At 37.5% G+C, this 23,728-nt stretch carries 23 protein-coding genes and 4 tRNA genes; 11 read left to right on the forward strand and 16 right to left on the reverse strand.

Annotated features, from left to right (window positions below; translation table 11 throughout):
* Positions 1-82: 82 nt before the first annotated feature.
* From ACYH9I_RS05350 to ACYH9I_RS05375, 6 genes are all read right to left on the reverse strand, one after another.
* Positions 83-322 (reverse strand): hypothetical protein, encoded by a 240-nt coding sequence (locus ACYH9I_RS05350; RefSeq protein WP_483559473.1) that lies wholly within the window; start codon positions 320-322, stop codon positions 83-85.
* A gap of 225 nt (positions 323-547) precedes the next feature.
* Positions 548-2,206: a hypothetical protein gene (locus ACYH9I_RS05355; protein WP_483559475.1), complete on the reverse strand. Its 1,659-nt coding sequence runs from the start codon at positions 2,204-2,206 to the stop codon at positions 548-550.
* Positions 2,207-2,594: 388 nt separating this feature from the next.
* Positions 2,595-2,670 (reverse strand) — tRNA-Gly (locus ACYH9I_RS05360).
* Between the two features lie 72 nt (positions 2,671-2,742).
* Positions 2,743-3,000 (reverse strand): DUF1145 domain-containing protein, encoded by a 258-nt coding sequence (locus tag ACYH9I_RS05365; protein WP_091346096.1) that lies wholly within the window; start codon positions 2,998-3,000, stop codon positions 2,743-2,745.
* Positions 3,000-3,563, reverse strand: a complete 564-nt coding sequence (gene rsmD, locus ACYH9I_RS05370; RefSeq protein ID WP_483559476.1) for a 16S rRNA (guanine(966)-N(2))-methyltransferase RsmD — start codon at positions 3,561-3,563, stop codon at positions 3,000-3,002. Before rsmD ends, ACYH9I_RS05365 begins: the two co-directional genes overlap by 1 nt.
* 13 nt (positions 3,564-3,576) lie before the next feature.
* On the reverse strand, positions 3,577-6,099 hold the full coding sequence (locus tag ACYH9I_RS05375) for a PBP1A family penicillin-binding protein (RefSeq protein ID WP_483559670.1): 2,523 nt from the start codon (positions 6,097-6,099) through the stop codon (positions 3,577-3,579).
* Between the two features lie 256 nt (positions 6,100-6,355).
* Here ACYH9I_RS05375 and ACYH9I_RS05380 point away from each other — a divergent pair, with 256 nt between their 5' ends.
* Positions 6,356-6,760, forward strand: coding sequence for a protein YgfX (locus tag ACYH9I_RS05380; protein WP_483559477.1), 405 nt, complete (start codon positions 6,356-6,358; stop codon positions 6,758-6,760).
* A 46-nt stretch (positions 6,761-6,806) separates the two neighbouring features.
* Here ACYH9I_RS05380 and tusA read toward each other — a convergent pair whose 3' ends face one another.
* The 6 genes from tusA to ACYH9I_RS05410 form a co-directional block, all read right to left on the reverse strand.
* Positions 6,807-7,043, reverse strand: coding sequence for a sulfurtransferase TusA (tusA, locus tag ACYH9I_RS05385; protein ID WP_091346100.1), 237 nt, complete (start codon positions 7,041-7,043; stop codon positions 6,807-6,809).
* Positions 7,044-7,061: 18 nt separating this feature from the next.
* Positions 7,062-7,868, reverse strand: a complete 807-nt coding sequence (locus tag ACYH9I_RS05390; protein ID WP_483559672.1) for a Cof-type HAD-IIB family hydrolase — start codon at positions 7,866-7,868, stop codon at positions 7,062-7,064.
* A gap of 120 nt (positions 7,869-7,988) precedes the next feature.
* The gene (locus ACYH9I_RS05395) at positions 7,989-9,317 is read right to left on the reverse strand and encodes a secretin N-terminal domain-containing protein (RefSeq protein WP_483559479.1); all 1,329 of its coding nucleotides are present in this window, start codon (positions 9,315-9,317) and stop codon (positions 7,989-7,991) included.
* The gene (locus ACYH9I_RS05400) at positions 9,310-9,681 is read right to left on the reverse strand and encodes a hypothetical protein (protein ID WP_483559481.1); all 372 of its coding nucleotides are present in this window, start codon (positions 9,679-9,681) and stop codon (positions 9,310-9,312) included. The genes ACYH9I_RS05395 and ACYH9I_RS05400 overlap by 8 nt, the downstream gene beginning before the upstream one ends.
* On the reverse strand, positions 9,678-10,151 hold the full coding sequence (locus tag ACYH9I_RS05405; protein WP_483559483.1) for a hypothetical protein: 474 nt from the start codon (positions 10,149-10,151) through the stop codon (positions 9,678-9,680). The genes ACYH9I_RS05400 and ACYH9I_RS05405 overlap by 4 nt, the downstream gene beginning before the upstream one ends.
* On the reverse strand, positions 10,141-11,091 hold the full coding sequence (locus tag ACYH9I_RS05410; RefSeq protein WP_483559484.1) for a PilN domain-containing protein: 951 nt from the start codon (positions 11,089-11,091) through the stop codon (positions 10,141-10,143). The genes ACYH9I_RS05405 and ACYH9I_RS05410 overlap by 11 nt, the downstream gene beginning before the upstream one ends.
* A gap of 202 nt (positions 11,092-11,293) precedes the next feature.
* Here ACYH9I_RS05410 and ACYH9I_RS05415 point away from each other — a divergent pair.
* The 4 genes from ACYH9I_RS05415 (at position 11,294) to ACYH9I_RS05430 (ending at position 12,509) form a co-directional block, all read left to right on the forward strand.
* A tRNA-Val gene (locus ACYH9I_RS05415) sits at positions 11,294-11,369 on the forward strand.
* Positions 11,370-11,404: 35 nt separating this feature from the next.
* Positions 11,405-11,480, forward strand: a tRNA-Val gene (locus ACYH9I_RS05420).
* A 9-nt stretch (positions 11,481-11,489) separates the two neighbouring features.
* Positions 11,490-11,565, forward strand: a tRNA-Lys gene (locus tag ACYH9I_RS05425).
* 338 nt (positions 11,566-11,903) lie between these two features.
* Positions 11,904-12,509 carry a tetratricopeptide repeat protein gene (locus ACYH9I_RS05430; protein ID WP_091346111.1) on the forward strand — a complete coding sequence of 202 codons (606 nt, stop codon included), beginning with the start codon at positions 11,904-11,906 and terminating at the stop codon, positions 12,507-12,509.
* Positions 12,510-12,667: 158 nt separating this feature from the next.
* Here the strand turns inward: ACYH9I_RS05430 and ACYH9I_RS05435 are convergent, their stop codons facing one another.
* On the reverse strand, positions 12,668-13,285 hold the full coding sequence (locus tag ACYH9I_RS05435) for a LysE/ArgO family amino acid transporter (RefSeq protein ID WP_483559485.1): 618 nt from the start codon (positions 13,283-13,285) through the stop codon (positions 12,668-12,670).
* A gap of 155 nt (positions 13,286-13,440) precedes the next feature.
* Between ACYH9I_RS05435 and ACYH9I_RS05440 the strand changes: the two genes are divergently transcribed.
* Positions 13,441-14,322 carry a sulfite exporter TauE/SafE family protein gene (locus ACYH9I_RS05440; protein WP_483559486.1) on the forward strand — a complete coding sequence of 294 codons (882 nt, stop codon included), beginning with the start codon at positions 13,441-13,443 and terminating at the stop codon, positions 14,320-14,322.
* 99 nt (positions 14,323-14,421) lie between these two features.
* Here ACYH9I_RS05440 and mltB read toward each other — a convergent pair whose 3' ends face one another.
* Both mltB and ACYH9I_RS05450 read right to left on the reverse strand, forming a co-directional pair.
* Positions 14,422-15,495, reverse strand: a complete 1,074-nt coding sequence (gene mltB / locus ACYH9I_RS05445; protein WP_483559487.1) for a lytic murein transglycosylase B — start codon at positions 15,493-15,495, stop codon at positions 14,422-14,424.
* 57 nt (positions 15,496-15,552) lie between these two features.
* Complete coding sequence (locus tag ACYH9I_RS05450) at positions 15,553-16,542, reverse strand: 2-hydroxyacid dehydrogenase (protein ID WP_483559673.1); 990 nt, start codon at positions 16,540-16,542, stop codon at positions 15,553-15,555.
* A 222-nt stretch (positions 16,543-16,764) separates the two neighbouring features.
* Here ACYH9I_RS05450 and ACYH9I_RS05455 point away from each other — a divergent pair, with 222 nt between their 5' ends.
* Together ACYH9I_RS05455 and ACYH9I_RS05460 are read left to right on the forward strand one after the other, a co-directional pair.
* A complete protein-coding gene (locus ACYH9I_RS05455) occupies positions 16,765-18,015 on the forward strand; it encodes an AmpG family muropeptide MFS transporter (protein ID WP_483559489.1) in 1,251 nt (416 codons plus the stop codon).
* A gap of 8 nt (positions 18,016-18,023) precedes the next feature.
* The gene (locus tag ACYH9I_RS05460; protein ID WP_483559491.1) at positions 18,024-18,686 is read left to right on the forward strand and encodes an NAD(P)H-dependent oxidoreductase; all 663 of its coding nucleotides are present in this window, start codon (positions 18,024-18,026) and stop codon (positions 18,684-18,686) included.
* A gap of 78 nt (positions 18,687-18,764) precedes the next feature.
* On the opposite strand, the gene ACYH9I_RS05465 is transcribed toward ACYH9I_RS05460, so the two are convergent.
* Positions 18,765-18,950 (reverse strand): hypothetical protein, encoded by a 186-nt coding sequence (locus tag ACYH9I_RS05465; protein WP_483559493.1) that lies wholly within the window; start codon positions 18,948-18,950, stop codon positions 18,765-18,767.
* Between the two features lie 342 nt (positions 18,951-19,292).
* On the opposite strand from ACYH9I_RS05465, the gene trxB reads away from it, so the two are divergent.
* From trxB to cydC, 3 genes are read left to right on the forward strand one after another with little or no spacing between them, the layout of a single operon-like run.
* On the forward strand, positions 19,293-20,246 hold the full coding sequence (gene trxB, locus ACYH9I_RS05470; RefSeq protein ID WP_091346121.1) for a thioredoxin-disulfide reductase: 954 nt from the start codon (positions 19,293-19,295) through the stop codon (positions 20,244-20,246).
* A gap of 15 nt (positions 20,247-20,261) precedes the next feature.
* Positions 20,262-21,977: a heme ABC transporter permease/ATP-binding protein CydD gene (gene cydD, locus ACYH9I_RS05475; RefSeq protein ID WP_483559495.1), complete on the forward strand. Its 1,716-nt coding sequence runs from the start codon at positions 20,262-20,264 to the stop codon at positions 21,975-21,977.
* Complete coding sequence (gene cydC, locus ACYH9I_RS05480; protein ID WP_483559497.1) at positions 21,971-23,605, forward strand: heme ABC transporter ATP-binding protein/permease CydC; 1,635 nt, start codon at positions 21,971-21,973, stop codon at positions 23,603-23,605. The genes cydD and cydC overlap by 7 nt, the downstream gene beginning before the upstream one ends.
* The last annotated feature ends 123 nt before the right edge of the window (positions 23,606-23,728 follow it).

Raw genomic sequence — 23,728 nt, forward strand, 5'->3', positions numbered from 1 at the left:
TTTAATTCCCTTAGCTCGGACGTGGTCACGAGAGCTATTTTATTCACTAAAGGTCAAAACGTCCGAAACCACTGCACTCAATTCATTTTATCCACCAACCCAAAAACACATTAGGATAACGTTTATTGATGACATTAGCCGGAAATCCACCACATACAATAATTTGGTCGAGTTTTTTAATATGCTTGATTATCGGCTTTAGGTTAAATCCTAATAATTGACTCATCACATAAAACGATTGGTTATAAGCCTTTAAAAAAAGACCTTCTTTCAAAAAATGTATCGGATTTTTACTTAATGCTAATTTTTGTTCTATTTCCATTACATGACTTCTCTTTATTTATTTAATTTTACCCCTGAGCCACCGCCATCGACACTTTCAGCGTCGCCGGCGGCGGGGGGCGGCGCGATTGTGGCTTCGCCGCAACAGCGCAACCCTAAGGGAATATGCCCCAACTTACGAGGGGGCGTTATTCTTTGTTAGATTGTCCTCTCAGGCTCCATAACCGCCCCCGCGGCCCAAGGATTAAGGAATAAGAAATAAAAGCTAAGGTGCGGTGCAAACAGCATAGAAGCTGCTGGAAGCACTGTAACTGAGGACATAGCCGTTGCCCGAGTTGACATCGAACCCATTGCTACCTGTTGCGTCGCTCGTCCAGTAGTTGCCGTTGACGAAGCCCGCATCAGCGTAGTAGTTCATGTAGCCCCACTCCGCGAAAAAACCAGCACCTATGTGACGCTTGTAATGATTTGCGTCTAAATTGTTATAGTTTGAATTGGTTAAATCCCTTACCCTAGCAAGACGATAACCCAAACCACGACACCAAGTGGATTGGGTAGATTGAGAACCAACTTTATTACCCCGATTGACGAACCACTGCTTTAAGACAAACCCATACCTCACCTCATTACCACTACCATCCCTACCGACCAACACAACTGTCTGTGGCAAAGATAGCGACGGAGTAAGCCTACTAGGACGACTTGAGCTTATTTGAGTACTATCAGCACTAGGACCACTTAACTTAACACGTGCGACAGCGTTTCCCTCAAAAAGAACAGCCTGTGAGTCACCACGTGTTATATTTGTCACTGTAGCCGTTATACCACTACGCCTGAACGTAGACCACGTCAACTGACGTCCATCGACTCCAGCTATTTGCAAATCAAAATACAACCCATTAGCACCCGTTGTAGGAAAATTTCGGTCGTAAGATGCAGAATCGTTTGACCGAGTTACAAAACCCAAATTAGGATGCCACATGTCATATGGGCCGGCGTACTTGCTGTCGTCGCCCGGACGCAGAGTGCCACCCAAATACAAATTCGGCGTTACGCGACAAACAACAGGACCACCATACGGATTAATATAATAATCCACCGTAGCTCCACTAAAACTAGTTCTATTAGGAACACCATAACGTGTCTGTAAATATCCCCCTGTACTACTTAATCTTACCCTATAAGGAGCCCTACATATACTTAATGCACCGTTACGACTAACTGTACTGTTACCCCTATCCCTAAACGATACCGATATACTCCCCGATGCGGTAACTCCATTACCACCCTGTCCATCCCCATCATCATCTCGCCAATAATTATATCGAGTGACTAAATCACTTAAACTCACTGAATTAGTTGATGACGGGACTATCATATCTATATCATCCAAAGTATTCCCTGCATAAGGCAACCTGATTGGATTTGATACACTTGATGTATTAGTAGACGGCGTGATTACCTGACCATCCTGCAACTTGATAGACAACAAACTATCTGTTGATATTGCCTTTGTCCGACCACCGTCGAATGTTAAATACGGCGCACTACCCTCTATGACCCTTGATGTCTGGGCCGTTAATGCCACAGAACCCTGTGAATACGACAAGAACAACAACACGAAGAACAACGCCGATTTAGATAACAATTTAGATAACAATGAAGGTCTAAACCATAATGCCGGTTTGAATACCAATGGCGGCTTTAATAACCACTTGGATATCGACGATAATTTTGCCGAAGAGGTGGCCGAAGGACCCGACGAAAACATCGCCTGAAAATACCTCGATGACGACGTCCATTTCTCTACGCGAAATGACCTCGCTGATGAAAATAAGAACTGTGTCTGTTTTAGACTACGGTGAAATTGAAAAAGATTTTGAGCATAGGTTTGGCAGGCCAGATGCCAGATGCCAGATGCCAAGTATGATAGCGCATTTCGATCATCCTGTCAAGTAATTTTTTGTTTTATTTACATTTTTTATAACTGACTGCTCGACTAATGAGCACTCCCTTGCTTTAAAAGCGCTTGAATTATAACCGCCTGAGTAATAATTCGCCACCTTTTTTGTTAAAAATTTGTAAAGTTTTGTTAATTGCGGGCGGTTAAGCTTTTGGTAGCGTGTTTTGGGAAATGGTTTTGGTGATTGTTTTCGGTTAAAATCGACTTAATTCCCCCTCAAAAATCGGTCAGAAAAGGTATTGATTTTACTGAAGTTTTTGTTGTTTTTATTTGACTAATAAATAGAAAAAGTCTTGTTTAGGCTTTATTTAGTTTTTGTAATATGAGGAATAAATGCATTATTAAGATTTGGAGCGGGAAACGAGGTTCGAACTCGCGACCCCGACCTTGGCAAGGTCGTGCTCTACCAACTGAGCTATTCCCGCTTATTGAGGTGCTTCAAAAGAAGTGGTGAGCATTATACAAAAAAATTTGTATCTAGCAACCACTTTTTGCCATTATTTTTTATCTTTCCAACTAAGTGATTCAAAAACGCCAAATAGGAACAGGCGTAGTACTTTGAATTTGTCTTGTTGCTTTTCTTGCTTGGTCATGGTTGAGCTTAGGAACCATGCTTGTAAGCCGTGGGTAACCACAAAGGCAATTAAGCCTATATTGGCAACAATATTGGCTGGTTTTGGGTAAGGGCAAATTAGGTTAAATAATAAAAATAACCACATTAACGAATATAAGGTTTTGCCAATAAAGATGAACATTAATTATCTTCCCGTATAAAAAGGTAGCTGTGAACTTGGCCGGCAGTTTTTTCGCGATGTAAGTGCCAGTTATTTGGAATATAGGTTGTTAGGTCGTGCTCGATTTCTGCTTCAATATAGATATAAGCCGATGGTTTGAGCCAGTTGTTGTGTTCAAGTAGGCTAACCGTTTTTGCGACTAAGGATTGGTGAAACGGCGGATCGATAAATACCATATCAAACTGTTTGGATGCAGGTTTGTTAAGCCACGCGAGGGTGTCGGTGTGATAAATGTCGATAGCATCGCTCGCAATTAACTGTTTGTTTTTGTTGAGTAGCTGGGCAACTTGTTTGTCTTTTTCCAGTAAGGTGACGCTTGTGGCGCCCCTTGATGCGGCTTCAAAGCCGAGAGATCCGCTACCAGAAAAACAATCCAAGCAATGGCTGCCTTGGATAACTGGCATTAACCAGTTATATAAGGTTTCTTTGATGCGGTCTGTGGTTGGACGTAGTCCTTGTTTGTCAAGCACCGATAATTTTCGTCCACGCCACTTTCCGCCAATAATTCTGATTGAACCATTCATGTTAAATCCTTTATCAGAATAGTTCTGATGAGTTGCCTTCAGAGTCGATAACTTTGGTGCCCACTTCTTGTGTTGCATAACCCGTTGGCTCAGTGCCCTTTATAAAATATTCTGACATGGTTTTTGAGCTTGAGCTTGGTAATAATCCAGTTTTTTGATCAATCGTGACCGAAATGACATTTTCAGGTTTGACATCTTCTTTTACGGGAACATCTTTTAGGGCGACTTTCATATAATCGACCCATACCGGGTTTGCCGTTACGGCACCGGCTTCGGCTCGGAATGTTCGGCCTAAATCACGTCGGTGGTCATCAAACCCCATCCAAACAGTGGTAACAATATTACCACCAAATCCAGAAAACCAAACGTCTTTAGACGCGTTGGTGGTACCTGTTTTACCACCGACGTCTTTTCGACCTAATGCTTTTACACGCCATGCAGTTCCTTGCCAATCTGAGCCACCAAATACAATAGATCGAAGTCCGTCTTTCATGATATACGCAATGCCACTATTGACTGTGTGTGGAGCATATTTTGGTGTGACATCTGTATTTTTTTCGTCTGGATTGATGTCAGGTAATACTAAATTGTCGTCAGCTTTAAGGTTAGCTTGTTCTGGCTCTTCGCTATCTGATTCGTTCGATTCATTTTCGACACTGTCTAATGCCACAGATTTAGTACCCGCTGTGTTGATATCGTCGTTACAGTCGTGACAAGCAATCACTGGTTGATGTTGATATATAGTGCCTGCACCATTGTTGTATTCTATCTTTTCAATCAAATATGGCGTAATTAGGTAGCCGCCATTAGTGATAACGGAATAAGCTCTTGCAACTTGTAGTGGTGTAAATGATGCCGAACCTAACGCTAATGACTCGTTATGCGAGATGTTTTCTTTAGGGAAGCCAAAACGCTCTAAATACTCTGCTGCATAATCGATCCCTACAGCGCGCAATGCCCTGACCATCATTACATTTTTAGACATTCCAAGGCCAATTCTTAACCGTAATGGCCCCGCATAAGTTGGCGGTGAATTTTTGGGGCGCCATGTTTCACTACCCGTTGAGCGGACAATAGGTGCGTCATTGAGTAGTGTCGCCATTGTCAAACCTTGCTCTAAAGTGGCGGTATAAATAAATGGTTTTATGTTCGAGCCTAATTGCCTTAAGGCTTGTGTAGCGCGATTAAATTTGCTTAAGTTAAAATCGTAACCCCCAACAATGGCTTTGATAGCACCATTATCGGAATCAAGTGATACAAGCGCAGCATTAACCGCTGGAATTTGTGCAAGTCCCCAATTGTCGCCCGATTTTTTAACCCAAATAAGCTGCCCTACTTTGAGAGTATCCGACACTTTTTTCGGGAATGCGCCTTGTCGTGAGTCACTAATAAATGGACGTGCCCATTTCATATCTTGGTAGCTAATAGTAATATTACTTTTATCGGTTAATACAGCGGTAGCTTCTTGATCTGATACGGCCATTATCACCGCTGGGCACATGCCGCTATAGCATATATATTTGTTAAGTGTTTGTTGGATCTTTTCAGGATCCCATGCCGTTTCATTCGGTTGCCATAGGATTTTTTCAGGACCACGGTAGCCATGTCTAATGTCATAATCGATAATATTTTTTTGAACCGCTTCTGTCGCCGCTATTTGGTCAGTTTTTGAGATAGTCGTGTAGACTTTGTAGCCGTCGGTGTAAGCATTTTCGCCAAATTTATCATACATAAATTGTCGCGCCATTTCGGCAACATAAGGCGCTGAAAATTCGATTTGTGGCGAATGATAGCTTGTGCCAAGAGGTTTTTTAATGGCTTCGTTGTATTGAGCTTGGGTGATATAGGATTGATCTAACATACGTCCTAATACCCAATTACGTCTAATTAATGCACGATCTGGGTGAGCAATTGGATTATATGCCGATGGTGCATTAGGTAAACCTGCTAATAAGGCTGCTTCGTCAATGGTTAATTGATCTGGGGTTTTGCCAAAAAATGTGTAAGATGCTGCAGCAACGCCATATGCTCTTGAGCCAAAGTTGATCATGTTAAGGTATAAAGCCATGATTTCTTCTTTTGATAGCTCTTTTTCCATGCGGATAGCAAGGATGATTTCTTTGGCTTTACGTGCGATGCTCTTTTCAGGCGTTAGGAAGAAGTTTTTCGCGACTTGTTGAGTAATGGTACTACCGCCTTGAGAAAATCCTTTATGCTTCAAACCAATATACATCGCTCGAACAATACCAATCGGGTCAATACCAAAATGTTCGTAAAAACGGGCATCTTCTGTTGCAATAACTGCGTTAACCACCATTGGAGGGATTTCGTTATATTTTAATGGTGTTCTGCGTCGTTCACCAAAAATAGCAATTAATTCACCGTCTTTGCTTAGCACTTGCATTGGTGTTTGTAAGCGAATATCTTTTAATGTTGCAACGTCGGGAAGTTCCTTTGAATAATAAGCATAACCAGCAATGCCAATAACTAAAGCACAAAGAAATAAACCGATGAATAATTTTAGAAGCAATTTCAAAACTCTAACAAATATCACAAATCTTTCCTATATTCATTTTAAGGCAAAATAGTGGCATCAGAATTTTCTGCGCCAATATTCATCAACCTTTAGGTAAGGATCTTCATTTTGGCATTTCAAAAAATGCGAATGTTTGATCTCTCATTGATTAAATCACACAAAATTGTGCGCATTATCTCCCATCTTTTGTTTTATTTTAAGCAATTTTTATCATGATCATGAAATAATTCTATTTTAACTTAGTAGAGCAAGCATTATGTGGAGTATACAACTTAGCATATCAAAGCAACAATTATGCATTGCAACGCTTTTTTATTCAGTATTAATAACACTTTGTTTAGTTTTGTTTGCCGACACTACTTTAAATTGTTATACCTTTATTATCATTCCATTATTGATAATAGAATGGTGGCGTTGTCTATGCTATTTGAAAACAATTAAAGGCGAGTTTGCGTTATTTCACTATATCAATCAACTATATTGGCACAAACAGCGCTGGTATTTGATGCATAAACCATTGATATTCCGTTATGTTGTTATTTTAAATTTAAAATCTCGACGCGATGGTAAATATGGTACGCTTTGGTTAATGATTGATAACTTTCAGCCTCATGATTGGCGAACATTACGTTATTATCTAAAACAAATTGAATTAAATTGACACAACCCCATATTGTATTAAAAATTTACCTGAAAAAGCCGTTTCACTAATGCGATTTTTTAATCCAGTATTGGTATGGTTCAGATTCTATTTGCGATGAGAGTAATTCGTGATCCATATGGCGGCAAAAGCTAGGGACATCGCGAGTTGTAGCAAAATCATCAGCAATAACATGAAGAACTTGCCCTATGGCAAGTTCTCGAATAGATTTTCTTATTAACATGATCGGTTCAGGGCAACGCAATCCAAGCGTATTGAGTTCTTTGTCGATAGTTATATTCATTTTAGATATATTTGATAATTATAAAAATAGTTTACTTAGGTAATGAGGCACGGCATCTTGTGCATTTGAACCGATGACCTCTAATTGTGGCAATAATGCCTTTAATTCAGAGCTACCGTTTTCCATTATACATCCTTTACCGGCGGCTTTTAACATTTCGTAGTCATTCATGCCGTCACCAAAAGCGATGCTGTCTTTTAAACTGTAACCCAATTTTTCAACCACTTTTTTTAATGCACTACCTTTAGAGACGTTTTCGGCCATGACTTCAAGGCAGTTTAATGTTGAAAAAGCAACACTAATTTTATTGCCAAATTTTGCCTCTAACCGATTTTTTAACTGAACCAGGTGTGGGTAAAGTGCATCATCGGTCGTCGTAAAATAAATTTTAGCAATATCATCGGTTGAAAAATCAAGTGGATTAAATAATTGATAAGTGAACTGTGTATCTCGAAAAAATTCTAATGAAAATGTATCTTCTTTATTAATTAACCAATCATCACCACGATATACATGTGTATAAATTAATGGGTCATCCATGCTCATTTGGGCAATTTCACTAGCAAGCGATGGGATAATACTTTGGCTAAAGACTAAATTACCTTGGCTATCATGCACTCTTGCCCCATTTGAAGTTATCATAAAAGCATCAATTTCCATATTTTCGCGCATTTGGGCAACATCAATATGGTGTCTTCCTGTTGCAAAAACAAAATGAATGTCTTTTTTGCGTAATGCTTGAAGAACTTGTTTGGTATAAGGTGATAAGCTATGTTCAGGAGTTAATAAAGTCCCATCTAAATCAGAAGCAACAACATGCATAATATTCTCTACTTTTATAATAAATTGTAATAACAATAGCTAAAAATAATATACTTTGAACAATAATTACATATCAAAGCAAAGGCTAAAACAAGTTAAAGTATGATACAACTCCGTTAACATTTACTCAACCAATTGTGGCGTAATAAAAATAACTAACTCGCGTTTTTGTTGTTTTTTGCTGTTGTGTTTAAATAAATTGCCAATAACTGGCATATCACCAGCACCAGGAACTTTGCGGTTATTGTTAGTATTAACTTGTTGAAAGATCCCCCCTAAGACGACAGTTTCGCCATTTTTTATTTGCACTTGTGTTTTGATTTCTTGGGTATCAATCGCTAACGCTTCACCACCATCGCTACGTTTTATTGAGCGCCCTGCCGTATTTTGTGTAATATATAAATCTAAAATCATACGATCATCAGACACTATTTTGGGCGTCACTTCTAGCCCCAATACCGCGGGCTTAAATTCAATTGATGTCGCCCCATTGCTACCACTAGATACCTCGTAAGGAATTTCGGTACCTTGTTTTATTGAAGCCATGTTTTGATTAGCGGTAAGTAAATTAGGACTAGCGATGATTTCAAGTTGATTTTCAGATTCAAGTGCTGATAGTTCTAAATTAAGCAAACTGCCCGATAGTTTTGCTAAATTAAACCCCACCGAGGTAGTAGGATGTGCCACACCAAGGCCAACATCGAACTTATCGAATAATTGTGATGACTTGCCGGTGTACCCCCATTTAATACCGAGCGCTGACATACTTTCATCACTCATGGTGACAATATGCGCTGATATATGGACTTGAGGCATGGGTTTATCCAGTGCTTTGATTAATTTTTCGATCTGGTTAAATTGTTTGGTTAGATCGGTGACAATGAGCGAGTTAGTCCGTTTATCGTGTGTGACCTTTCCCCTTTCTGATAATAGCCCTTGCTGTTGAATTGTTTCGATTAAGGTAGTTGGATCAGCATGATTAATAGCTATTGATAACGAATTAAGCGGTTGGTTGAGTTCTTGTTCTTTTTGCGCTAATTGTTGTTTTTGCATTAAAATATCTGGATCGGGCGCTTTGGATACGAACAGAATATTATCATCAATTTCAGCTTGTAAATTTGCTGAGTTTAATACAATTTTTAACGCTTTATGCCAATTAACATTGTTAAGTTTAATGGTCTGCTTGATTGCTACATCTTCTGACATGACTAAATTCATTTGCTGACTGTCGGCTAATGCCTGTAGGATAATGGCAATATCCGTTTGGTAAAATGTCATTGAGATATTGTTTTGCTGTTCTACATTTAATGATTGATCAATATTGGCATGACTAGCATTTATACCAATCATAAAAAAAATAGAAATAATTGCGTTTGCCAAATTGATTTTGGCTTGAGTAAATCGGCTAATATAGTGGTTTAGCCGTTGTTTTTGGATATTGTTGTTATTCATTGAGAGGCATTGTCCATGATACAGTCTGATGGCAATAATTAGGTAAATCGGCTTGCCAAATAATTTTGTCGTTAAGTAAAGATTGCATATGCCAAGGAAACAAAATGTTTGGCACTGTGTCATCGGTTATCGCTAGCCACTGATTATCAGATGATAACCAAATTTGCTGATAAGGTTGATCAATCTGTTTCATCATCCCCCTAAAATGCCAAATTTGGATCTGCTCAAGCAATTGTTCGGTTTGTTCACTGCATGAAACCGAATAATAGGGTTGAAACGGATCTCGTTCTAAAGGAACATTAGCCTTAAGGTCAAAACAGATAAAAAAGCATAAACCGATGTATTGATATATATAACGTATCATTCGTTATCCTTTTTGAACAATAACGTAAACATGATCTGTAACTGTTGATCTTGTTTGCTGATTTTTAAATTTTGAAAATCAAGAAAATAAAAATCATCCATCAATGACGCAATCAAATTCATAAAATCAAAAAATTGACCATTTAACTCAATATCCCAATTAACGGTTTGGGCTGTTTGATAGCGCTTAAAGGAACTCAACACGAGGTGATGTTGTTCGATCATTTGTGCAAGATCTTGTTCTGATATTAAACTATATAAACTATTTTTACTTGTCTGATAACGCTTCACTTTTGCTTGTAGTAACTCCGTTTCAGTGATTTTTTGCTGATATGTGTTGCTTTTTAATTTTGCTTGTTGCTCAATATCGTGAATAAAAAATAGATAAATCATCACAGAAACCGCTAAACAGCATAAAACAGACACCAAATATTGTTGCCAAATAGGGCGATAAAAAAAATCACTGTTCATTTAAACGCATTTCCATTTCAAAAACTAAGCTGGTTTTATTAGATGAGACGCTATTTATTTGGCTGTTACTGATATTTTTTAGCGTTAACAGATTTTGATTAAACTTAGTCAATTCAACATAACTAAAGCTTTGTCCGTCGATCCTGATTTTTTGTTGTTCATAATAAAAAGAGTCTATCCAAATGACAGACGGTAACTGCGCCGAAAGTAACAATAAAACATCTTGAATCTGTTTGTGGCTTAATGATGGGTTAGGTAAATAATGAGATAATTCAGCAGTGAGCTTTTGCACTACCTCTTGCTGTTCTAACAATTTTTGGTCGTAATGTTGTAGCTCATTTCGGGCTTGAATCCAAAGATAACAGAGCAAACAACTAATTATGCCAATTAAACTAGCAACCACGTAGGTTAATTGTCGCTGGTGCTTTGTTTGCTTTTCTTGACGCCATGGTAAAAAATTAATTTTGGAATTATCGAATCGATAACCGGCAAATGTTAATAATAGTTCATGCTTTTTAAAAAGATTAATCCAACTTTCAATATAATCGCGTTCAACGATCATCACGGTAACATGTTTGTTTTGTTTAGTTGGATAAACAAAGTCAAAAAGTACCTTTTTAGCAGGCAATTGAAATAATTTATAAATGTTAGCTTCAACATATAAAATCAATTCACTTAATTTTAGCTTTACATCGGGTAAGGCTAGTTGTTGCGTTTGAATTAAGTTGATATCTAAATTAAGTTCGTATTGTGTGCGCCTAGTAAATTTTTTTTGTAACTCACCAATGAAAAATTCAATATCTGCGGCATTTTGATAATTAAATGCAATTAGGTCATCATTAATGGTCAATGCAGTGTTTTGCTTAGTGATGCCTACTGCCTTATAGCGTAAAATGGTAGGTTCAACATAAATAATAACGCGTTTTTTATTAAAAACCATGATTGATTAACTTTTTATTTTGATAACCTAATCACTTAATCATAATGCCACTTGACTAAATAAAAATAAACAAAAGTGATTTTTGCGAACTATCACCCAAAAAATGTTTAAAATTAAACCGAACGAAGTCGATTTTAGAGAAATTTAAAAAAAAAGGTTGACTGAAATAAGCCGTGCCTTATAATGCACACCCACACGGTAAGGGTGATTAGCTCAGTTGGGAGAGCACCTCCCTTACAAGGAGGGGGTCACTGGTTCGAACCCGGTATCACCCACCAATCTTTACCGTGACGTTTTAGTAATAAAACACTTGGGGTGATTAGCTCAGTTGGGAGAGCACCTCCCTTACAAGGAGGGGGTCACTGGTTCGAACCCGGTATCACCCACCATCTCTAGATGGGTCGTTAGCTCAGTCGGTAGAGCAGCGGACTTTTAATCCGTTGGTCGAGCGTTCGAATCGCTCACGACCCACCATTTAATTACACAAATTCTAAGTAAATCAAATCAATCTAATTAAAAACAAGAAAAGCGATGAGAACGCTAGCGTTCGACAAATTTGTCTGGAACAAATTTGAACAACACGCAGTGTTGGCCCCGAAGGGGTGAGGCACACGACGTGCCGAATAATCGCTCACGACCCACCATTTAACTACATAAATCCTAAGTCAATCAAATCAATCTAATTAAAAACAAAAAAAGCGATGAGAACGCCAGCGTTCGACAAATTTGTCCTGAACAAATTTAAATAATCTATACTAAAAAAATAAATACGATAAAATAAGTAAGTTATTTATTTTTTTAAAGGAATCTTTATGCTGAAGTTTCTTGCTAAATTATTACTAGTTTTGTGTTTTAGCACTGCTACTTATGCTGAGCAACAACCTTTATTTGATTTTAATGAGGAATATCAAAAAGCAACCAAACAAAATGATGCTGAAGCACAATATCATTTAGGTCTTATGTATGCTGACGGCTCATATACTAAAAGACGTCATTTTAAAGCCGTCGAAAATGGATTTGAACAACAAGAAGCTAAACCCGATTATACACAAGCAAAGCAGTGGTTTGAAAAAGCAGCCAATCAAGGCAATGTTGCTGCTCAACATAGCTTAGCTTTATTGTACTATAATGGACAAGGGACAAAGCAAAGCTATTCAAAAGGAATTGAATGGGATACTAAAGCAGCGAAAAAAGGTGATGCGGTTGCTCAATATACCTTAGCAACGATCTATTACAAAGGCACAGGAGTAAAACAGAACTACTTTAAAGCTAAACAATGGTTTACTAAAGCAGCTGAACAGAACTATTCTGACGCCAAAGAGAATTTAGTTATTGTAACCAAAAAAGTCAATGCTATTGTAGCCAAACAACAAGCTAAGAAAAAACAAGCTAGTAATAATGATTGTGGTTGTTATTAAGAATAAAATAATCCAACACATCAAAGATCTTAAATCATAACAAATGGATATATTGTTCTCATAGTTTGGAGAAATTAAATACCAACTAGCCAATAACAGCTTGATGACGTCTTATATACGAATCATCTTCAACTAAAATCAATTGGCTCTTTAATTAACTAAAAAATAAACAAAACTAATCGATAAGCAATATAAAACATCACGCAACCTACCAAGAAGTCCAATATGACCCACATCTTTTTCTGTTTAAACAGTGGCGTTAATAGTCTTGCACCATAACCTATTCCAAAAAACCAAATAAACGAAACACAAACCGCGCCAATCAAAAATGCCAATTTTTGTTCACTTGTTAATGTGCCAGCAATACCACCCACAATAACAACGGTATCTAAATAAACATGAGGATTAAGCAAGGTAACAGCCAAGGTTGCCAGTACCACTTTGAGTAAACGGTTATTTTGCGGATCTTGAGGTTCAATTTGCATGTAACTATTGCCTTGAATGGCACTTTTAAAAGCTGAAAATCCATACCAGATCAAAAAAAACGCCCCTAAAATGGCAAGAATGCGAGTTATTAATAGATTAGTACTAATAAACGAACCCACCCCCAAAATACCTACTGACATCAAGGCAAAGTCACAAATAAAACAGATTACCGCTACAAAAAAGATGTGATTTTTTAATAGTCCTTGCTTAAGAACAAATAAATTTTGAGCACCAATAGCAATAATTAAACTTGCCGAAATTAATGCGCCTTGCATTACATCTTCTAACATATTAAGACACCTGACACCTAAAAAACTAATCATATTTACCTGATTTCAAAATAGTATAGGCGATATTAATTGGGTGGTCATCTCTTTATCATTTAAGCTTTTATATTAAAATGCGTATATTTCTAAAATTTTTTGGACATAAATAGTGAATATAATTGTTGTCACAGATAGCTTCTCAGACGCTTACTCAGTATAATCGTTTAAATAACAATCAAACTGATTTTTCTCATATGATTCTTGAATGTATTATTTTTCTTTCAATAGGTGCAGCCGCTGGATTATTAGCCGGTATGTTTGGTGTTGGCGGTGGAGCATTAATTGTACCATCTTTAATTTTTACCTTAAATTATTTTAACCTTGGATATCCTTGGGTTAACCATATTGCCATTGCAACATCATTAGCCACCATCATTGGCACTAGTTTGTCATCTAGCTATATTCACAACAAAAACCATAATATTCAGTGGCCAATTCTAAAAAAAATGGTTTTAGGCTGTATGATTGGCACGTTAGGTGGTTCTTATATGACTCCCTATATCCCAGGCAGTTGGTTAAAATGGGTATTTATTATCTTTCTTATTTATGTAAGTTTTAAATTTATTTTACAAATAGACAAAAAAAACAAAAATCCAGTTAGTCAAACGGTTCCCTTTAACAATCAAATTTTTATCTTTGCCGGCACGTTAATTGGTATTTTTGCCGCCCTTGTCGGTGTGGGTGGTGGTGTATTAGTCGTGCCATTTTTGCAAAGATGTGGCATTGATATGCGTAAAGCCATTGGCACATCGGCAGCTTTTACTGTGCCTGTTGCAATTAGTGGAGCCATTGGCTATATAATCGCAGGTTGGAATAATCCACAATTACCACAATATTGTTTAGGTTTTATTTATTTACCTGCTGCATTGGTTATTATGCTAACAAGTATCCCCATGGCTAAAGTGGGAGTGCAAATTGCGCAAAAATTATCAATTAAAAAGCTAATCAGGTTTTTTGGTATCTTTTTATTATTGCTAGCTATAAAGCTAATCATTTCTTAATATGATAAATAGACACAAAAAAGGTCGCAACTGCGACCTTATCTAAAACCGGCTAGAACATAAAACCAATAGGCAGTACTAACAGATTAATACAAACAACTATCTTGCATCTTTAACCGCAAGCCCTAATTGCCAAACAGCCATGGCATAATGCGTGCTATGGTTGTAACGGGTAATAGTATAAAAGTTTGGTAATCCATACCAAAATTGGTAGCTGTCGCCCATATCAAGGCGCAACAAACTGACCTGAGTCTGCCCATCTAAAGAGCTTTGTGGTTTTAATCCAGCTTTTGCTAGTATTTCAATTGAATATTTTGTGCTAAAGCCTGTATCTAGTGACGGCGCTTGACCATTTGCCATAACCGCTACTTTTTTGCCTCGTTGCCAGCCGTGCGACTTAAAGTAATTCGCAACACTACCGATAGCATCAACTGGATCCCATAAATCAATATGACCATCATGGTTAAAATCAACAGCATAACGTCTAAATGCAGACGGCATAAATTGTCCATATCCCATTGCACCAGCAAACGATCCACTTAAATCAAAGGGATCAACGCCTTCATCACGACACATAACTAAAAAATCTTCTAATTCTTCAGAAAAATATTGCGCACGTCTTGGATAGTCAAAAGCCAGTGTTGATAGGGCATCAATAATTTTTGTTTTACCCATTACCCTACCCCAACCTGTTTCGACACCAATAATACCGACAATAATTTCGGGAGGCACGCCATATTCATTATAAGCGCGCTGCAATTCTTTTTGGTATTGGTTCCAAAAATCAACACCTCGAGGAAGATTACTCGGCGTAATAAATTTATTTTTATATCGAATCCAAGCACCATTCGGCACTGTCGATGAGCCGGCTTTTGGTGCTTGTTTATCCATTAAATTAATAACCCAATCTAATTTATTGGTTTGTGCAAGTACATTGCGCAACTGTTGCCGATTAAAACCATGTTTACTGACCATTCTATCGATAAACTTTTCTTTATCGATAGCTAATGGCGCACTAGTGGTTTGGGATGGATTGTGATCTTTTTCAAGATAAACACCACCTTTAACATTGGTATGTCCACGATGTTCTTTCATTGGAGATGTTGAAGATCTCTCACTACTACAAGCTGCAAGCAATAAAATTATGCTAATAAAAATGGCAATGCGCTGCATAAAAAAACCCATATCTTAAGTAATTAAAAAATCGACAACATCATAAGATATTTATTATTATTTAACAATATTAGGACACGGTTTACCTTCTGATATTTGTTTAATGTTATTTAATGTCGTATCCGAAATATTCAACAATGCTTCCTGCGTTAAAAATGCTTGATGACCAGTAAAAATAACATTATGGCAAGAAGATAAACGACGGAACACATCATCTAAAATAACATCATTCGATTTGTCTTCAAAAAAGAGATCTCGTTCATTTTCGTAAACATCCATTCCCAAAGCGCCTATTTTGGATTGTTTTAATGAATCAATAGCCGCTGTTGCATCAAGTAATGCCCCTCGACTAGTATTGATAATCATCACACCATCTTTCATTTTTTTGAAAGACTCTTTATTCAGTAAATGATAATTTTCAGGTGTCATTGGGCAATGTAGCGTAATCACGTCGGATTTTGCATATAGTTCATCTAACTCAACATATTGCGCGCCTAATTCAACCACAATATCATTAGGATAAGGATCATAAGCAAGAATATGCATACCAAAACCTTTTAAAATACGGATGACTGCTTGACCAATTTTTCCTGTACCAATCACGCCAGCAGTACGATTGTGCATATTAAATCCTGTCAAACCATCTAACGAAAAGTTAGCATCACGGGTGCGTTGATAGGCTTTATGAGTTCTTCTATTTAAGGTCATCATCAAAGCCACCGCATGTTCTGCAACAGCTTCAGGCGAATAAGCTGGGACACGAACAACAGTAATACCTAATTTTTCGGCTTCGGCTAAATCAACATTATCAAACCCTGCACAGCGAAGTGCTAAAATTTTAATGCCATAGCCTGCTAATTTTTGTAGCACTTTTTTATCTACTTCATCATTAACAAATGCACAAACCGCATTATAACCTTGGGCAGTAACAACTGTTTTATGACTTAATTTATGCTCATAATATTCGATATCAAAACCAAATCTTTTATTCGCGATGTCTAAATGTTCTTTGTCATAATGTTTACTGCTAAAAACAGCAACTTTAATAGAACTTTTCATATTACTTGACCCCTTTTCATGGTAAATAGTTAATTTTTTTAACTAGTTGTTGGCATTAATCTTTATACTAAAATATATAGATTCAGTATCACTTTTGGTATCTTGAAAAAATGATTTTAGGTAATGGTTTATCTTGGCTTGTAGCATTATTTTTTAATGTTGTGTGCTATGATAGCACTTTGTAAAAAAACTAACCAATAAAGTTAAATAATGAATAAAGTATTAGCTCATGCTTTTTTTAATAGAAAAATGTTGTTGTGCATCTATACAGGTTTTTGCTCTGGACTTCCTTTTTTCTTTATCGTCCAATTAATTCCCGCTTGGCTAAAAATTGGCGGTGTAGACATAAAAACAATTGGCGCATTTGCATTAACTCAAATTCCTTACTTATGTAAATTTCTCTGGTCACCATTATTAGATAAGTTATCACCTTTCTCACTAGGATATCGTAAAGGTTGGTTGTTTTTTACTCAGATCGGGCTCTTAATTATCATGCCTATGTATGGTTTTTTAACTCCCAAAAATAACATCGAAATAGTTGTTATTTTAAGCTTATTAACTGCTTTTATTTCTGCAACTCAAGATATCGCAATTGATGCTTATAGAAGAGAAATTTTGAGCGATAACGAACTTGGCAGCGGAAATAGTATACACATTAATATTTATCGAATATCAGGATTCATTCCTGGAGGATTATCGCTTTTTCTTGCTGATTATCTATCATGGATGGAAGTATTCGCATTCACTGCCGCATTTATTGTGCCAATGCTACTCATTACAATAAGCTTAAAAGAGCCGTCACATATCAGTGTAATTCATCCAGATAAATCTATTTTCAAACAATCAATAAATGAATTCGTTCATCGACAATCATTTCGTAACACTTTATTTATTATTGCTTTTATTTCATTTTATAAGCTTGGTGATAGCCTTGCTACATCTTTGGCAACACCTTTTTATTTAGATATGAATTTTGAAATGAAACATATAGGAACTGTAGCTAAAAATGCGATGGTCTGGCCAAGTTTATTTGGAGCTCTTTTGGGTGGTTTTATTATTTCAAAATATGGCATCAACCGTTCATTATGGATATCAGGTTTTGTGCAAATGTTTTCTATTTTAGGTTTTGCTTTTTTATCTTATGAAGGACCTTTTTTAACGATTAATTACACTCAACTTATCATATTGGCGACTGTAATTAGCTTTGAATCTATTGGTGTCGGAATGGGCGCAGCAGCATTAGTCACTTTTATAGCGAAAAAAACTAGCCCATTATTTACCGCAACACAATTTGCGCTATTAACTAGTTTTTCAGCTATACCAAGAACACTAATAAATTCAATGTCCGGTGTTTTAACTTCACATTTAGGATGGACAAACTTTTTTGGTTTATGTTTTATTCTTGCCATTCCAGGTATGCTATTATTATTTAAAGTTGCCCCATGGAATATCAAATCTTAGGAGAAAATATGGATAAGTTAACCCAAGCATTCGACTTTAGACATGCATGTAAAAAATTTGATGACACAAAAAAAATTACAAATGATGATATTCAATACATTTTAGAAGCAGGTCGACAATCTCCTTCATCATTTGGCATGGAACCATGGCATTTTGTGGTTGTTGATAGCAGCAAAATAAAAGCAGAATTACGTAATGTTTGCTACAATCAAGAACAAGTCACCAGTTGTTCACATTTTGTGATTGTGCTTTATCGAAAAGCGAATAATTTTACATTACAGAGCGATTATTTACGACGAGCAATTGCGCGCACTTTACCCGATCCAAATAATCAAACGTCTATTGATATTGCCTGCCAAGCATTTATTAATTTTTGCGAACAAGGGCTTGCTGATGGCTTAACAATCAATCACTGGTCAGAAATGCAAAATTACATCGCTTGTGCCAATATGATGACTGCTGCGGCATTTCGCGGTATTGATTCATGTGCTATTGGTGGATTCGACCACGATAAAGTGATAAAAATGCTAGAAAAACATATTCCACAAATTGGTAAAGAGTCATTTGGTGTAGGGCTTTGTTTAGCTTTTGGTTATCGAATCAATGAACCAGCAGCGCATGTTCGTTGGCCACTTGCTGATTTAACGACGTACCTTACTGATAATCACTAAACAGATATAGCAACTTGCTACCTTCAATCGCTACATAGCGAATGAAGGTAGATATAAATAAAAAAATAGGCAAAGTTATTATTCAATTGATTGATAGAGTGCTTCGGCATCAGCTGAGGCTGAGTCTATAATAAAAGCAATTCCAGATAAAATATTACCAATCTGAGGATCGCTGACATTTTGTTGTACCGAATTTAAAATCTCTTGCGCCCAATTAATTTTTGTAAGTACTGCTTCTACACTTTCTTTTGAAGGATTATTCATAGCATCTCCCCCGTTTTGTTAGGATGTCAAATAAATCGATAATCAAAACTACATTATCAAATAATAGAAAAAGGAATTTCAGAATAACAAAGGGGCGTATTTTAAATGCAATAAAGCAAAAACAAAAAACAATATCGTTTTAAAAATCACAATTAATTTTAAAAGAACTGAAAAGGAAAAGATAATCCGATTATTTAACGTTAAAAAAGCCTATTGTCATTACCTATTGCTACAATAACCAATTTTTTTGCACGACAAAGATTGATAATGTTAGACTTACTGCCATAAATTGCGCCAGTTTTGTCTAAAATAGGCAAAGTTGAAAATAAATAAGGATTTAAAATGAAAACCAAACATGCACGTTTATTGATACTCGGTTCTGGTCCTGCAGGTTATACTGCAGCGGTTTATGCTGCACGCGCTAACCTTTCGCCCGTGTTAATTACTGGAATGCAACAAGGTGGACAACTAACAACAACCACGGATCTTGAAAACTGGCCAGCTGGTGCACCCGATTTAACGGGACCAGAATTAATGGTCAAAATGAAAGAACATGCCGAAAGATTCAATACTGAAATTATTTTAGATCAGATCGATCGTGTTGATTTTAGTTCTAAGCCTTATAAACTTTTTGGTAGTGAGACGGAATATAGTTGTGATGCCCTTATTATTGCAACTGGTGCATCAGCACAATACCTAGGTTTACCGTCAGAAGAAGCATTCAAAAGCAAAGGCGTATCTGCTTGTGCAACCTGTGATGGTTTTTTCTATCGCAACCAAAAAGTTGCCGTAGTGGGTGGTGGCAATACCGCGGTTGAAGAAACGTTGTATTTAGCCAATATAGCTAGCGAAGTTCATTTAATTCACCGTCGAGATAGCTTTAGAGCTGAAAAAATATTAATGGACCGTTTGGATCAAAAAATTAAGGAAGGCAAAGTTATCTTACATACGCATCGCGTTATCGACGAAGTATTAGGCGATAATATGGGCGTGACTGGCGTTAGAATTCGCAGTACACAAGATCCCAATATGACCGAACAATTATCTGTTTTAGGCGTATTTATCGCAATTGGTCACAAACCAAATACCACTATCTTTGAAGGTCAACTTGAACTAAATGGTGGTTATATCAAAGTACAATCAGGCACGCAAGGCAACGCCACTCAAACCAGTGTCGAGGGAATTTTTGCTGCTGGTGATGTAATGGATCATGTCTATCGTCAAGCAATCACGTCAGCCGGTACAGGCTGTATGGCGGCTTTAGATGCTGAACACTATTTGGATAACTTAAAATAAGTAGTAAAAATCTTTATGTCACTAGATAAAAAACGCCAGATCTATCTACTTGGCTGGTTAAAACAGCATGCAAAAAAGCATAAAGCTAATTTGCGAGCTTCAGTTTTAACTGGCTTTATTTTAACGGTATTAATCATTATCCAAGCAGGATTGCTTGCAATAATTTTACAAAGAATCATTGTTGAACAACAACATTTTGTGGATATTTTTCCTTTTTTTGGCGCATTAATTGCGGTACTACTCGCTCGAGCTGGTTTAATCTATCTACGCGAAAAGATCAACTTTGCCATAGGCAAAAAAGTCCGCCAGCAAATTCGGTGCCAATTAATTAACCAACTTGAATTACATGGTCCATCCTATTTAAATCAAAGCACCACTGGTGCATGGAGCACCTTGTTGATAGAACAAGTCGACAAATTACATGACTTTTTTGCCCGCTACTTGCCACAAATGCGACTAGCAAGTATGGCACCAGTATTAATTTGTATTGCGATCTTCCCATTTAACTGGGCTGCTGCAGCTATTTTGCTTTGCACTGCGCCACTCATTCCTATCTTTATGATCTTAGTCGGGATGGGCGCTGCGGATATTAACCGCCGTCATTTTAAAGCCCTATCCTATTTAAGCGGCCACTTTTTGGATCGTTTAAAGGGTCTTAATACCATTCGACTATTCAACCAAGGCGAAAAACAGACCAACGAAATCGCCCGCGCGTCTGAGGATTTTCGAATTAAAACCATGCAAGTTCTAAAAGTCGCGTTTTTGTCTTCAGCGGTATTGGAGTTTTTTACTTCTATTTCGATCGCTATTGTGGCGGTTTATTTTGGCTTTTCGTATTTAGGTGAATTTAACTTTGGCTCATACAATGGCACAGTCACCTTATTTGCTGGTTTTTTTGCGCTCATCTTAGCTCCTGAGTATTTTCAACCCTTACGCGATCTGGGCACTTATTACCACGCCAAAGCTGAAGCCATTGCCGCAGCCGATAATATCGAAACGTTCTTAACCCAAAAATCACCACAACAACACACCGACATAACACCAGCCAATACCCCATTTAATCAAGCGATACAAACAATTGAAGCCAACAACTTAATTGTCATATCAAACGAAGGAAAACCTATTGTCGGGCCGTTGTCATTTTCATTACATGCCCCTTTTAAATTGGCACTTATTGGCACAAGTGGCGAGGGAAAAAGCTCGTTAATGCAAGTGTTACTGGGTTTTTTACCTTACCAAGGCTCGCTCAAAATTAACGGTATCGAATTCAACCAGATAGATATCAAAACATGGCAACAACAAATTAGTTGGATCGGACAAAACCCGTACTTAATTAATGGCTCAGTGCGCGACAACATTTTACTTGGCAAACAAAATGCCACACAGCAAGAACTTCAAACCGTCATACGTCAAGCACAATTGACCGAAGTTATCGCCAAATTACCCGCGGGTTTAGATACCCCTGTTGGTGAAGATGCCGTCAGATTATCAGTAGGACAAGCCCAGCGAATCGCATTAGCTCGTGCCATGTTAAAACCTTGCCAATTACTCATCCTTGATGAACCAACAGCAAGTTTAGACAAACAAACCATACAAAACTTAGATCAACAAAATATTGCAACCAATAGCATCACCATCACCCATCAAAATGACGATATGCAACATTTTGACCAAATATGGCAACTATCAAAAGGGGAACTATACTGCCATAACAAGGAGAGTTCATGCTAACCACATTACGCCCATATATTGCACTCTATAAACACTATTTTTGGCAGATTATGTTGGGATTATCGCTATCCATCTTAACCCTATTTGCCAGTGTATTTTTACTATCATTATCAGGGTGGTTTTTAGCGTCTACTGCTGTGGCTGGTGCAGCAGGGTTATATACATTTAACTATATGTTACCTGCAGCAGGCGTGCGCGCAGCGGCAATAACACGAACCGCTGCGCGTTACATGGAGCGCTTGGTTGACCACAATACCACCTTTAAATTGCTTGCTTATTTAAGAACTCTAGCGTTTAAAAAAATACTACCACTTAGCACCAACCAACTGGCACAATACCAAAAAGCCGACTTGCTTAATCGCTTTATTGTCGATATTGATGCGCTTGATCACTTATATCTAAAGTTGTTTTCGCCTATTGTCACTGCACTTATAACTATTGGCGTGTTATTTATTGGGTTAGCAAGTATCAACTTACCGATTGCATTAATCATCGGCGTCATTCTAACTTCTACCTTGCTTGTAGTACCGGTCATCTTTTATCAAGCTGGCAAACAACTAGGAACAACACTGGCACAACAACAAAACGAATATCGATTACAATTAATCAACTACCTACAAGGACAAGCCGAACTCACCCTATTTAATGCACAATCACGCTATCGCGCAAAACTGGATGAACTCGAATCAAATTGGCTTTACAATCAACAACGCCAATCGACATTAATGGCACTATCAAGTGCGCTTGTCTTGCTAATTGCAGGTTTTTTAACATTATTAGTGCTATGGCTAATCACACAATACACGCTATCGCCTTTAGTCGCGTTATTTGTCTTTGTCAGCCTTGCCAGTGCTGAAATACTCATGCCTATACCCGGTGCATTTATCTTTTTAGGGCAAGTACTTACATCGGCCGCTCGCACTACCGCCATTTTTAATCAACAGCCTGATATACAATTTAAAGCACAAGGACAAATTATTGACTTAAAATCGGCTAACTTACAGTTAAATAACATCAATTTTAGCTATCCAAATCAACCTTTTGCAGTATTGACCGATTTTTCCCTAACAGTCAAAGCTGGCGAACACATTGGCCTAATTGGCAAAACAGGTTGCGGTAAATCGACTTTATTAAGTTTGATCAACCGCTGTTGGGACCCCAATTCAGGAGAGATTTTTATTAACGACACCCCAATCAATCAACTTGATGAACCTACACTTCGCCAAGCGATCGCCGTTGTCCCGCAAGTGATTACTATTTTTAGTGATAGCCTACGGCAAAATTTATTAATTGGTAATGAACAAGCAACCGACGAGCAACTCACAACAGTATTACATCAAGTCGAGCTCGACAAACTACTCAGTACTGAGCACGGGCTAGAGTTACCGCTTGGGCAAGGCGGGCGCTCACTATCAGGAGGCGAAATCCGCCGTATTGGCATAGCAAGGGCATTGCTCCACAATTCACCATTAATTTTAATGGACGAACCAACAGAAAGCCTTGACCAGCAAACCGAACAACAAATTATTCAATTAATTAAACAAACTTGTAGAGGTAAAACTCTGTTGATGGTTACGCATCGTTTGACGGATAATCCGTTGTTTGATCGGGTCGTTTCAATGGGGTAAAAGGTGGATTTGGTGGTGGTTTTTAAACAAAAAACACCAAATAGAAACTTTAATAAAATCAATACCTTTTCTGACGACTTTTTGGTTGGGATTGGTTGGGTTGTTTGGAGAATTTGTGGTTTT

This window comes from Gilliamella sp. X-23 (assembly GCF_057063545.1).

Excerpts from the sequence above, each read along its gene's own strand:
- ACYH9I_RS05350 (WP_483559473.1), bottom strand. The coding sequence starts at position 322 with ATGGAAATAGAACAAAAATTAGCATTAAGTAAAAATCCGATACATTTT.
- ACYH9I_RS05365 (WP_091346096.1), bottom strand. The coding sequence starts at position 3,000 with ATGTTCATCTTTATTGGCAAAACCTTATATTCGTTAATGTGGTTATTT.
- rsmD (WP_483559476.1), bottom strand. The coding sequence starts at position 3,563 with ATGAATGGTTCAATCAGAATTATTGGCGGAAAGTGGCGTGGACGAAAA.
- ACYH9I_RS05380 (WP_483559477.1), top strand. The coding sequence starts at position 6,356 with ATGTGGAGTATACAACTTAGCATATCAAAGCAACAATTATGCATTGCA.
- tusA (WP_091346100.1), bottom strand. The coding sequence starts at position 7,043 with ATGAATATAACTATCGACAAAGAACTCAATACGCTTGGATTGCGTTGC.
- ACYH9I_RS05395 (WP_483559479.1), bottom strand. The coding sequence starts at position 9,317 with ATGAATAACAACAATATCCAAAAACAACGGCTAAACCACTATATTAGC.
- ACYH9I_RS05400 (WP_483559481.1), bottom strand. The coding sequence starts at position 9,681 with ATGATACGTTATATATATCAATACATCGGTTTATGCTTTTTTATCTGT.
- ACYH9I_RS05405 (WP_483559483.1), bottom strand. The coding sequence starts at position 10,151 with ATGAACAGTGATTTTTTTTATCGCCCTATTTGGCAACAATATTTGGTG.
- ACYH9I_RS05410 (WP_483559484.1), bottom strand. The coding sequence starts at position 11,091 with ATGGTTTTTAATAAAAAACGCGTTATTATTTATGTTGAACCTACCATT.
- ACYH9I_RS05430 (WP_091346111.1), top strand. The coding sequence starts at position 11,904 with ATGCTGAAGTTTCTTGCTAAATTATTACTAGTTTTGTGTTTTAGCACT.
- ACYH9I_RS05435 (WP_483559485.1), bottom strand. The coding sequence starts at position 13,285 with ATGTTAGAAGATGTAATGCAAGGCGCATTAATTTCGGCAAGTTTAATT.
- mltB (WP_483559487.1), bottom strand. The coding sequence starts at position 15,495 with ATGCAGCGCATTGCCATTTTTATTAGCATAATTTTATTGCTTGCAGCT.
- ACYH9I_RS05455 (WP_483559489.1), top strand. The coding sequence starts at position 16,765 with ATGAATAAAGTATTAGCTCATGCTTTTTTTAATAGAAAAATGTTGTTG.
- ACYH9I_RS05460 (WP_483559491.1), top strand. The coding sequence starts at position 18,024 with ATGGATAAGTTAACCCAAGCATTCGACTTTAGACATGCATGTAAAAAA.
- ACYH9I_RS05465 (WP_483559493.1), bottom strand. The coding sequence starts at position 18,950 with ATGAATAATCCTTCAAAAGAAAGTGTAGAAGCAGTACTTACAAAAATT.
- trxB (WP_091346121.1), top strand. The coding sequence starts at position 19,293 with ATGAAAACCAAACATGCACGTTTATTGATACTCGGTTCTGGTCCTGCA.
- cydD (WP_483559495.1), top strand. The coding sequence starts at position 20,262 with ATGTCACTAGATAAAAAACGCCAGATCTATCTACTTGGCTGGTTAAAA.
- cydC (WP_483559497.1), top strand. The coding sequence starts at position 21,971 with ATGCTAACCACATTACGCCCATATATTGCACTCTATAAACACTATTTT.